Consider the following 8762-nt stretch of genomic DNA (forward strand, 5'->3'; position numbering starts at 1 on the left):
TTGATATTGACCGCGTCGCCCTGGTTGCCGCCCAATACCATCAGGTTGCCCTGCCTGTCCTGCCCGACCACAAAGCCCACATGCCCGCCGCCCTGCCGCTCGAATACCACGATGCAGCCGTAGGCCGACTTCGATAAGCGTGTGCCGGTTTCAAGCCATCCCTTGGCGCGATACCAGTGTTTCGGCAAATCTCGTCCGGCAGTGCGGCAGCAATGCGCTACAAAAGTGGAGCACCAAGGCGTTTCATCGTCCCGCCACCACGCGCCCAGAGCGATTAGCCAGTTGATGATGATTTTGTTGTGTTGCTTACCCCAAGAGGGAGGTTTTGCCCAACAGGCCCTGCCTGCCCAGTTTCAGCTTGTCGTTTCCAACCCCTTCCGAGCCGGTCAGCATGGTGCTGCCCACCCCGCCCCCGTCCTGTTGCGCCGCCTGCAGCAAGCCTGCCGTGTTGGCCTTCTTGCTGTTGGCCTTATTGAAATCGCGCTCCGCCTGCAAAGCCTGCTTTTCCGCCTGCCTCTCCGCCTGCGCCTGAGCCTGGGCCTGCTTCTTAGCCGATCGCTCCCCAGAGTAAATCGAATACCCCGTCCCCACTGCCGATGCTACGGCGGAAATAACTGCTGCTGCTGCTGGCATCTTTTCTATCCTTTCATCAATTGCCGTAAATAAACCACATCCTCACGGCGGCCGCGCCGCGCAAGTATGCCTTCAAAACTGCTGCCCGGCTTGGCATGCCAGGCCGCATAAACCGCCCCGCGCCGTGCCGCCTCCTGCTCAATCGTCCGCACCAGGCGCAAGCCTGCCGTTCCCGCCCGATATGCCGGCAGCAAAAACAACGCGTCATGCTGGCACATCAGGCAGTCATAATGCAGATGGCGCAACAGGAACGCCGAGCAGTAGCCTACCAACTCACCATCAGCAAACGCCCCGGCAAACAACAGATTCCCCGCTGCCGCCACCGCCTGATACAGCTCACGGTTCAAGCTCACCTGCCCGGCCCATGCCGCCTCCGTTTCCGAGCGGTGCGCCTCGGCCAGATGCCGTTCAATCCAATCCATATGGCGCAAGCCGTCATCTGTCCGCACATCAAGCATAAGGGTTGTACTCCATCACTTTTCTATTACCGCCTGCCGCGCGCAAGCTGTCGATTTTCGGCGTATCCAACAGCGCCAGGCAATAGGCGCTCGCATAGTCCGGCGAGCGGCCGATTTTCGCCACAATCTCCTCACGGCTCGCCACATAGATTTCCGCGCCGGACAGCTTCCAGGTCGGCGCGCACAAATCCGCCAGCAGGCGCGAATCTGGCGGCAGGGCAATGCCCGTATTGTTGGCCGGGTCGAGCGCCTCGCGCATCCGCCACCACAGCTGCGAGCGCAGATTGCGGAATCCCAAGCGCCCCGACTTATCCCGCGCGGTCGATTTCTCCGCCACATTCACCCCGATCACCTGCTGCCGTGCCTCGGTCAGAAAATCAAACGGCGCGCTGCCCACCCCGATCACGTCAATATGGATCGGCGCACGGTTGCGCAAAGCCGCCATCACCAAGCCCGCCGTAGCCGGCCCGTCCGGCGTTCGGCTGCCCGGATACACCAGCGGCCGGTCAAACCACATCCCATGCCGCCGCGCCAATACCGTCTCATCCTTACCGCCGCGCGCCACATCCACCCCCAGGCTGTCCATCTTCGGCAGCTTGTCCAAAGGCTTCCAGCGCGCCATCGCCGCCTCCGCCCATGCCGTCGGGACAACCTGCCACGGATCGTCCTCAATCCCCGCGCTGAAATCCCCGTTCAGCATCTGCGAGCGCAGCGGCTCGGGCAGCGATTGCAGCGTATTCACATAGCCCGTGCCCATCAGATACGGGTTATCCGTTACCCGGCTGGGGATAAACGTGCGGGCCAAAGGCTTCACCACCTCTTCCGGTTTGAAAGCCCCGCGCTCGAACTCATACACCGGCACCCCGCCCGCCAACACAAATTCCCGACCGTCATCCACCCACACATCCTTCCCATCCACACTGGCCGCATAGCGGATTTCCCCACCAACTGCCGGATTAGGAAACTTCTTATCCAGCCACGGCGCAAAGAAATCCACGATCCAACGCCCCTCCGCCGTGGTCGGCGGATTAAAGGTCAAGAGCGCTTGGCACTTCTGATTCGGGTCGGTCGAACGCAGCCAGCCCAGCAAGGCCCGCACCTGAATTTCCAAGAAATTCGCCGCCTCGTCGAATATCAGCAAATCGTGCGGCCGCCCCTGATACTTCTTTTGCCCTGGTCATTAACCGTAGCTGGAGAAATAAATTCATTGATTCTTGCCGCGACAGCATCAATGCATTGGTCATCAATCTCTTGCAGTTCCTCGCGCCATTTCATCAGCATTTCCAACTGCTCACGCCGCTAGTTCAGCTCATCCAGCATGGCTTTCTGCTTTTGAATCACAGCGTGATCGTCCAGCGTCCGATGCTTCTTACCCTGATTGCAGTCCCGGCACAAAGTAATCAGATTCATGATGTCGTTATCGCCACCATTGCTGACCGGATTAATATGGTCTATTTCCAACACCACATCAGGTGCAGCTGCCACAATACTGACAAGTAAAGGAATCTCGCTTTAAAACTTCAAACCTAAGTTTTTTTGTTATCGATTTGCGCTTGCTTTGCATGGCTTTATTTGTCATAATCAAGTCTCCTTGAAAAGGGAATTTCTTCATACGACTTTTGCCCGCCACGCTCCGGCGGGCTTTTTTTCACTCCCACCATTCCCGAAACCGCCGAAACCAAGCAGCCTTGACCGGCACATAAATCCGTTGCATGATTTGCCCGTCATAACGCGCATTGGCCGCAGCCCCCAGTTTCTCCCTAGCTTCCTCCGGGCTGTCCGCCCAAATGCTCAATGACCACGTCCTGCCTTTGAAACGGTAGGAGAACGTGTATTCGTTTTTTCGCATAATCCATAGGAGTTCCTTTATGTATTTTGAAATGTATAGAGATGCCCGTAATGAATGGCGCTGGCGGTTAAAAGCCGGTAATCATGAAATCATTGCCGTCAGCTCCGAAGGCTACGCATCCAAACAAAGTTGTTCCCATTCGATAGACTTAGTTAAATCCACTACTGCTAACACCCAGGTTAAAGAAGTGTGATTTTCCAGCCCGCCTCAGCGGGCTTTCTTTTGCCCGTCTGTCCGGGCTGCCAAGCGTCTTTCCGCTTTGTCATGACTGCCGTTACAATGGGAGTTCCTACACAACCTTGAACGGAGCGTAATTTATGCGACACATCATCATCTGCTACGATTTGAAAACACCTGGCAAAGATTACAGGTCATTGATAAACATGATTGAAACAATAGGCAGCGGCACGTGGGCGCACCTTCAGGATTCGGTCTGGTACATTAAAACCACGTTTACCGCCTCAGAAATTGTCAAACGGTTAAGGCCGTGTATCGATACCAATGACAATCTTTTCGCCGTGGAAATCGCCTCTTTTGATGCCGTGAATCTGGACGCTAAATTCATTACCCACCTAAGACGCATGGGGCTTCTATAACAGCCCATCCGTTGCCGTCAGACGGTCGTCATAGCGCCGCACGGCACATTCCGTAAGCCGTTGCCCGCAAGTCAATCATCGGATGCGCCTCCGCCGTCCGCAGCAACGCATTGATAATCTCGTTGCGGTCTTCCAAAGACAGTACTTGCTCAATCTCTTGTCTTTCCCTCATCTTCTTTCCTTTCCTCAAAAATATTTGCGACCGTCATCTATCCGCCTGGCGGCCAAAATATTCAGCCGAGATACGGCACATCAGCCGGTACTCTTCGGCATTCACCACCACGGCATCTTCATCCACTACCTTGCCGCCGCAGGCAGCAATCATTCGCGCGGCCTTCAATAGCCCACGTTCATCAGACTTCCAACGGCTCACGGTGGCATCATCCACACCAAGCATCAGCGCTATTTCGTGCTGTGATTTGTCCGCAAGCATCCTCAAAACAGTAGCTTGCACCTTGTGGGATTTTGTTATCACTTCTACCGATAATTCAGTCATGGTATAGCCTGCCAATTCCGGCCAAATCTTGTGCCAATCATCAGGGCGCATCTCTTGGCGTGTTACCTCCCCATCCGTAGCCAGTTCAATACGGGCGCAATATTCAATGGGGATAGGGCGGTGGCCGGTAACAATTTGGTTCATGTATGCGTAAGCAATGCCGATTTTTTCGGCGATTGCCCGCTGTCGTCCGCGCTCACTCGCGCAATATTCTTTTAGTTGCATATAGCTTGCTCCTGTCTATTTAGCACAAATTAAAGCATAGCTAAATAGAAAAAGTAGCATTGCTAAATTAAGCATTGCTGTATATTTAGATAACTTGCTAATATGGAAGAGAAAATGACACGGCTAGAAAGGGTAAAAGCCCTGATTGAAGAAAAATTTAATGGCAGCCAAGCTGACTTTTCCCGTGCAATCGGCAAAGCCCCTGCCCAGGTTAATCAATGGCTTAACGGCTATCGCAACATCGGGGATGCTGCTGCGCTAAATATTGAGAAATCTCTTGGACTGCCACAGGGATATTTAGATGGCACGGGCGAAAAATATCAGCCAGCCTCTACCGGCAAGCCGATAGAATCAAACGCGACCGCATTTGCCGCGGTAGAAACGTGGCAGGACGGCACACCGCTCAATGACGCAGAGTGTGAAGTGCCGTTCCTGAAAGAAGTAAGGTTGGCCGCCGGTTCAGGTTCGTTTGAAGCGTCCGACTTCAACGGCTATAAGCTGCGCTTTCACAAATCCACCCTGCGCCGCAAAGGCATCAACCCTAAAGACGTAGTATGTGTATCTGCCGATGGCAACAGCATGGAGCCGGTATTCCCTGACGGCGCTACGTTAGGCGTAGACACCAGCCAAAAGCACATTAAGGACGGCAAGATTTACGCCATCAATCATGACGGCTGGCTACGCACCAAAATCCTTTACCGCCTGCCAGGCAATAGAATCCGTATCCATAGTTACAATGAAGATGAGCACCCGGACGAAGAAGTGGATGCATCCGATATTCAAATAATAGGCCGCGTGTTCTGGTGGAGCGTGTTGGATTGAAATGGATATTTAACTTATGGCTAAAGACTTAATTTCAGCTCTACAAGATTGTCAAACCATCATTAAAAATAACCCTATCAGTATTTATAACGGAGACTTTATCAAACCTGCCTATTTAGTGTGTATGGCAGCTTATCTGTACAAACATAAGACGCCCACACACTTTTTTAATGTGGACGACTCTCGAATGAACTATCTAATAACAATTGGATTTTTCAACAATGTATGGGGGATTAATGATACTTGGGACAGGCCGAATCTAGGGAAAAGCTACTCTTTATTGACTATGCTTGACTGTGAAGAATCTGTTGATAGTGCCACTACACAGATAGGCAGTTGCATCAATGCGATGGTGGATGGAGAGAACAGGGCAGCCATCTCCCCTTTGATTGATGCTATTGGTGAAGTACACGATAACGTGTGGTCACATGGAAAATCCACCGGCTTCTCGATGGCGCAAAAATACAACAAATGGATTGAGTTCGCTCTGGCAGATTGTGGGAGTGGGTTTCTGAAGGAGTTAAACCGTGTTGGTATTCAAATAGATAATCACGAAGATGCTATTGAGTGGTGCATCAAAAAAGGGAACTCATCCAAGACTATCAAACCAAAAGACGACTGGGCGCAACAATTGCCGCCAGACGTAATAGGCAATCCTATGGGAAGCCTTGCCAAGTATAGCAGTGGGAACAATCATGCAGGCTTAGGTCTACCTCGATTTATTGATGTGGTGGAAAGTTTTGGTGGAGAGTTAACCATAATCACAGGTAATGCCGAGTTGTCAATATCAAATTTTCAGAATAGAATAAAACACATCAGACCCTGTCCCCAAGACCTATTTTGGGATGGGGTAATTATCCAATGCAGATTGCAGACTAGTAATCTAAACCAAATCACAACACCGTCTGCTAATGCAGAAATTGCAGATATATTAGATACATTAATAGGTTAAATTAAAGGAGGCTGACATGGAAAGAATTATCCACTTGCCAAGTGGCAGTCTTGCTTCCCGCCGAGCTGCCATCCCAATCCGAGACCAAATTATTAAAGCTTTTGAGAACCCAGCCGTTAGCAGAATTATAATTGACCTGCAAGGTGTTGATGTTATCTCTGGCTCTTTTGCTGATGAAAGCATTGCCATCTTGGTAAAAATCTACGGATGGGACAAGGTTAAAAATAAACTCCGCTTGCGAAACGGAAACGGCATTACAGAAAGGAACATTGCCGAAGCTATCCTAATTCGTAGGCAAGCGGAGGACGCTGAACAGCATCAAGAAATGATGCAGCACGCTTTCGCTTAATTAATTCAACCACAGCCCGCCCAGCGCGGGCTTTTCTTTTGCCCAGCAAAAAACCGCCCGCAGGCGGTTGTGTCTATTATCCGATCAAGGCAGCCGGAGCCAAGGTCATCTCCACCCCTAGCGCCCGGGTAATCTTCAATACCATATCAAAACGCGGCTTGCTGTTGCCGGACAGGGTTTTATACAGGCTTTCCCGGCCCAGCCCGGTTTGCGCGGCCAGCTCGCTAATCCCCTTGGCTCGCGCCACGTCTCCCAGCGCGGCGATAAATTCGTCCGCATCCCCGTCTTCCAGCACAGAAGAAAGATAGGCCGCAATCATTTCCTCGCTGTCCAAGTATTCGGCTATATCAAATTTTTGCATTTTCATTTACCGCTCCTTCAATTCAAATATGGCGAATTCGCCGTAATTAAAAGTCAGGCAGGCAGTGTTTCCCGCACTTGCCTTTCCACCGCCTGCACAATCAAATCATTCAGCGAGGTATGTTGTCGTGCCGCCATCGCGGCTGCCTGCCGGTGCAGTTCCGCCCCCAGCCGCACGTTCAGGCTGCCCTTATAAGGCTTCTCCGGTGGTATCCCTTCTTCGGCACACATCGCCAAGTATTCGTCCACCGCCTGCTCGAACATCGCCTTCACTTCAGCCAAGGTCTCCCCGCCATAGCCCAGTACGCTGCGGATATGCAGCACCCGCCCGTGCAGGCAGTCGTCTTCTTTGCTGTATTGCACCGTGCCTTCGTAGCCTTTATAGCTCAATAAATCATTCATCATCCATCACTCCAATTTTACGCAAGCCCTCAATCACGTCTTGCAGTTGGTAACGCTTCAAAATCTTGCCCGGGTGCGGTTCGTGCAGCGTAACCGCAATCCCCGTTTCCCGATGCAGAAACTTCCTACCCGAGCCGCTGCCCTTGTGCAGCACAAACCCGTGTTTGTTCATCACGACAGTCAGCTCGCCCCAAGTGAAATCACGCGGCAGGCTCAACAGCCGTGCCAGCAGTTTTTCCGCCTTGCCCATTATTTTGCCTTTGTTTGCTATATGCGACTATTTTACAGTTGCAATAAGATTTAAGCAATCCCAACCGTAACCCGTAGCCGACTCCCGCCGCCAAGTGCGGCTTTTTTGTTGCCTGTGAAAAAATAAATTCTGTTTCAAATCAAAGGAAAGTATAGTTTTCTATACTACACCCCAACGAAGCACAACACCGCTTCACCGCCATCATCAAGCAGCAGCAGTCAGGCCGGAGGGGAACTGGGGCAACAGACAGGCCGGGATGCCGCCGCCCCTATCAACGGTAAGTGAATGTTTAACGTAACCATTTCTAAGAGATGGTTTTATTAAACATTCACTGTGATTGAAGGAGAGAACAATCATGTACACCATCCAGCCAAACTACGATGGCATGTTAGCCGCCTACTTGGACGAAATCAGCGCGGCACAGGACGAAGAGAGCAGGCAAGAAGCCGAAGCCCTGCAGCTGGAGAAAGAATACCGCAGCGCCATCATCCGTGAATGGGCGGAAGTATCCATCAGAGATGGCGAAGAGAACTACGACCTCAACGACCAAGCCACATGGGAAATGGCAGCGTAATTGTGCTGCCATCTCTCTGCCTTTTTCTTTCGATTGCCCATTTCTCTGCTCCTTTTCGGGATGCTGTCTAGGCTGTCAGAACAGCAGTTTTCTCAATGCAGCAGATGTGGCTGCCGTGGCGGTAGGATGCGGCCATATCAAACAGAGAGGCCTTGCGCTCCGGATAGCTCATACCGCTGCCAATTAGGACAGCGTTGCAGACTTCTAGACGTGTCAGCAGGGTTATCCCATCCTATCTATTAACTCGTAATGCTCCAATCCATCATAATCATTAATTAGAGTATAAATTTCATTAACTGCAAGAAAAGCCGACATGTCCTTTTTCTGTTGTTTTTATATTATCTCCCAAAAAAATAGTAAATCACTCATTATCAATGATTTTTCAAGAGGGAACCCTGCGCGCTCTTTAAAGTTTTTGCATAACAATGTGTAATCATTATGTATTTCTGAAATTTCTAAGTTTGTTAATTTATCAAAGTATTCTGACAGTACAGTGTAGACAGTATCTAAGTTTAGATACGCTACTTTATGATGTTTATCTAAATTTTTTAAATAACTATAATCAGTATTTGGCATAAATTACCCATGCCTCCTGTTGAAAAATGTTGAAGCTCAAAATACTAAGTTTTACTAAATGCGCTATACCTTATCACTATCTGCACAATACAGCGTTATACGGCATTAGGCTGGATTAAGGATAATGCGAAGCAAAATAAAACACCAGCCCCGCCCGCCGGTGTTTGGTTTTTCAGGTAGTCCAATCTGTTGCAATCAAGGCTTGGACTTGGCGGTATCG

18 protein-coding genes are annotated in these 8762 nt (G+C 50.8%); 6 read left to right on the top strand and 12 right to left on the bottom strand.

Features of this window, described 5'->3' with window-relative positions:
• The 7 genes from A7P96_RS10280 to A7P96_RS05240 form a co-directional block, all read right to left on the bottom strand.
• A partial coding sequence (locus tag A7P96_RS10280; protein ID WP_156496279.1) for a TIGR02594 family protein occupies positions 1-293 on the bottom strand: 293 nt, incomplete at its 3' end.
• Positions 294-306: 13 nt separating this feature from the next.
• Positions 307-633, bottom strand: a complete 327-nt coding sequence (locus A7P96_RS05220) for a hypothetical protein (protein ID WP_067525323.1) — start codon at positions 631-633, stop codon at positions 307-309.
• 5 nt (positions 634-638) lie between these two features.
• Complete coding sequence (locus tag A7P96_RS05225; protein WP_197476451.1) at positions 639-1055, bottom strand: GNAT family N-acetyltransferase; 417 nt, start codon at positions 1053-1055, stop codon at positions 639-641.
• A 28-nt stretch (positions 1056-1083) separates the two neighbouring features.
• Complete coding sequence (locus A7P96_RS10715) at positions 1084-2232, bottom strand: terminase (RefSeq protein WP_067525327.1); 1149 nt, start codon at positions 2230-2232, stop codon at positions 1084-1086.
• Positions 2226-2372: a hypothetical protein gene (locus A7P96_RS11510; protein WP_197476452.1), complete on the bottom strand. Its 147-nt coding sequence runs from the start codon at positions 2370-2372 to the stop codon at positions 2226-2228. Before A7P96_RS11510 ends, A7P96_RS10715 begins: the two co-directional genes overlap by 7 nt.
• Before the next feature lie 18 nt (positions 2373-2390).
• Complete coding sequence (locus A7P96_RS11515; RefSeq protein WP_369799143.1) at positions 2391-2576, bottom strand: HNH endonuclease; 186 nt, start codon at positions 2574-2576, stop codon at positions 2391-2393.
• Between the two features lie 163 nt (positions 2577-2739).
• Entirely contained in the window at positions 2740-2940 is a 201-nt protein-coding gene (locus tag A7P96_RS05240; RefSeq protein ID WP_067442183.1) for a hypothetical protein, read from the bottom strand.
• A gap of 19 nt (positions 2941-2959) precedes the next feature.
• On the opposite strand from A7P96_RS05240, the gene A7P96_RS10295 reads away from it, so the two are divergent.
• The gene (locus A7P96_RS10295; protein WP_082886566.1) at positions 2960-3133 is read left to right on the top strand and encodes a DUF1508 domain-containing protein; all 174 of its coding nucleotides are present in this window, start codon (positions 2960-2962) and stop codon (positions 3131-3133) included.
• A 124-nt stretch (positions 3134-3257) separates the two neighbouring features.
• Positions 3258-3536, top strand: a complete 279-nt coding sequence (locus tag A7P96_RS05245; RefSeq protein WP_067525330.1) for a hypothetical protein — start codon at positions 3258-3260, stop codon at positions 3534-3536.
• Between the two features lie 28 nt (positions 3537-3564).
• On the opposite strand, the gene A7P96_RS10720 is transcribed toward A7P96_RS05245, so the two are convergent.
• Both A7P96_RS10720 and A7P96_RS05250 read right to left on the bottom strand, forming a co-directional pair.
• Complete coding sequence (locus A7P96_RS10720; protein ID WP_156496278.1) at positions 3565-3708, bottom strand: hypothetical protein; 144 nt, start codon at positions 3706-3708, stop codon at positions 3565-3567.
• Positions 3709-3741: 33 nt separating this feature from the next.
• The gene (locus A7P96_RS05250; RefSeq protein ID WP_067525332.1) at positions 3742-4257 is read right to left on the bottom strand and encodes a YdaS family helix-turn-helix protein; all 516 of its coding nucleotides are present in this window, start codon (positions 4255-4257) and stop codon (positions 3742-3744) included.
• Between the two features lie 102 nt (positions 4258-4359).
• Here A7P96_RS05250 and A7P96_RS05255 point away from each other — a divergent pair, with 102 nt between their 5' ends.
• From A7P96_RS05255 to A7P96_RS05265, 3 genes are read left to right on the top strand one after another with little or no spacing between them, the layout of a single operon-like run.
• On the top strand, positions 4360-5079 hold the full coding sequence (locus A7P96_RS05255; RefSeq protein WP_231863639.1) for a helix-turn-helix transcriptional regulator: 720 nt from the start codon (positions 4360-4362) through the stop codon (positions 5077-5079).
• A 16-nt stretch (positions 5080-5095) separates the two neighbouring features.
• Positions 5096-6031 (top strand): hypothetical protein, encoded by a 936-nt coding sequence (locus A7P96_RS05260; RefSeq protein ID WP_067525336.1) that lies wholly within the window; start codon positions 5096-5098, stop codon positions 6029-6031.
• 16 nt (positions 6032-6047) lie between these two features.
• A complete protein-coding gene (locus A7P96_RS05265) occupies positions 6048-6380 on the top strand; it encodes an STAS-like domain-containing protein (protein ID WP_067448420.1) in 333 nt (110 codons plus the stop codon).
• Between the two features lie 76 nt (positions 6381-6456).
• Here A7P96_RS05265 and A7P96_RS05270 read toward each other — a convergent pair whose 3' ends face one another.
• The 3 genes from A7P96_RS05270 to A7P96_RS05280 are packed head-to-tail and all read right to left on the bottom strand — an operon-like array spanning position 6457 to position 7392.
• Positions 6457-6747 (bottom strand): addiction module antidote protein, encoded by a 291-nt coding sequence (locus A7P96_RS05270; protein ID WP_067525338.1) that lies wholly within the window; start codon positions 6745-6747, stop codon positions 6457-6459.
• 47 nt (positions 6748-6794) lie between these two features.
• Complete coding sequence (locus A7P96_RS05275; protein WP_197476454.1) at positions 6795-7145, bottom strand: type II toxin-antitoxin system HicB family antitoxin; 351 nt, start codon at positions 7143-7145, stop codon at positions 6795-6797.
• The gene (locus tag A7P96_RS05280) at positions 7135-7392 is read right to left on the bottom strand and encodes a type II toxin-antitoxin system HicA family toxin (RefSeq protein ID WP_067525340.1); all 258 of its coding nucleotides are present in this window, start codon (positions 7390-7392) and stop codon (positions 7135-7137) included. Before A7P96_RS05280 ends, A7P96_RS05275 begins: the two co-directional genes overlap by 11 nt.
• Positions 7393-7747: 355 nt before the next feature.
• Between A7P96_RS05280 and A7P96_RS05285 the strand changes: the two genes are divergently transcribed.
• Complete coding sequence (locus A7P96_RS05285; protein ID WP_067525342.1) at positions 7748-7966, top strand: hypothetical protein; 219 nt, start codon at positions 7748-7750, stop codon at positions 7964-7966.
• The last annotated feature ends 796 nt before the right edge of the window (positions 7967-8762 follow it).

The organism is Eikenella sp. NML03-A-027, from assembly GCF_001648395.1.
Taxonomy (GTDB): domain Bacteria; phylum Pseudomonadota; class Gammaproteobacteria; order Burkholderiales; family Neisseriaceae; genus Eikenella; species Eikenella exigua.

What these genes read in the sequence shown, in the direction of transcription:
- A7P96_RS05220 (WP_067525323.1), bottom strand. Translation starts at nt 633, where the DNA reads ATGCCAGCAGCAGCAGCAGTTATTTCCGCCGTAGCATCGGCAGTGGGG.
- A7P96_RS05225 (WP_197476451.1), bottom strand. Translation starts at nt 1,055, where the DNA reads ATGGATTGGATTGAACGGCATCTGGCCGAGGCGCACCGCTCGGAAACG.
- A7P96_RS05275 (WP_197476454.1), bottom strand. Translation starts at nt 7,145, where the DNA reads ATGATGAATGATTTATTGAGCTATAAAGGCTACGAAGGCACGGTGCAA.
- A7P96_RS11510 (WP_197476452.1), bottom strand. Translation starts at nt 2,372, where the DNA reads ATGCTGATGAAATGGCGCGAGGAACTGCAAGAGATTGATGACCAATGC.
- A7P96_RS05285 (WP_067525342.1), top strand. Translation starts at nt 7,748, where the DNA reads ATGTACACCATCCAGCCAAACTACGATGGCATGTTAGCCGCCTACTTG.
- A7P96_RS05245 (WP_067525330.1), top strand. Translation starts at nt 3,258, where the DNA reads ATGCGACACATCATCATCTGCTACGATTTGAAAACACCTGGCAAAGAT.
- A7P96_RS10295 (WP_082886566.1), top strand. Translation starts at nt 2,960, where the DNA reads ATGTATTTTGAAATGTATAGAGATGCCCGTAATGAATGGCGCTGGCGG.
- A7P96_RS05255 (WP_231863639.1), top strand. Translation starts at nt 4,360, where the DNA reads ATGGAAGAGAAAATGACACGGCTAGAAAGGGTAAAAGCCCTGATTGAA.
- A7P96_RS05280 (WP_067525340.1), bottom strand. Translation starts at nt 7,392, where the DNA reads ATGGGCAAGGCGGAAAAACTGCTGGCACGGCTGTTGAGCCTGCCGCGT.
- A7P96_RS05265 (WP_067448420.1), top strand. Translation starts at nt 6,048, where the DNA reads ATGGAAAGAATTATCCACTTGCCAAGTGGCAGTCTTGCTTCCCGCCGA.
- A7P96_RS05270 (WP_067525338.1), bottom strand. Translation starts at nt 6,747, where the DNA reads ATGAAAATGCAAAAATTTGATATAGCCGAATACTTGGACAGCGAGGAA.
- A7P96_RS05240 (WP_067442183.1), bottom strand. Translation starts at nt 2,940, where the DNA reads ATGCGAAAAAACGAATACACGTTCTCCTACCGTTTCAAAGGCAGGACG.
- A7P96_RS10720 (WP_156496278.1), bottom strand. Translation starts at nt 3,708, where the DNA reads ATGAGGGAAAGACAAGAGATTGAGCAAGTACTGTCTTTGGAAGACCGC.
- A7P96_RS05250 (WP_067525332.1), bottom strand. Translation starts at nt 4,257, where the DNA reads ATGCAACTAAAAGAATATTGCGCGAGTGAGCGCGGACGACAGCGGGCA.
- A7P96_RS05260 (WP_067525336.1), top strand. Translation starts at nt 5,096, where the DNA reads ATGGCTAAAGACTTAATTTCAGCTCTACAAGATTGTCAAACCATCATT.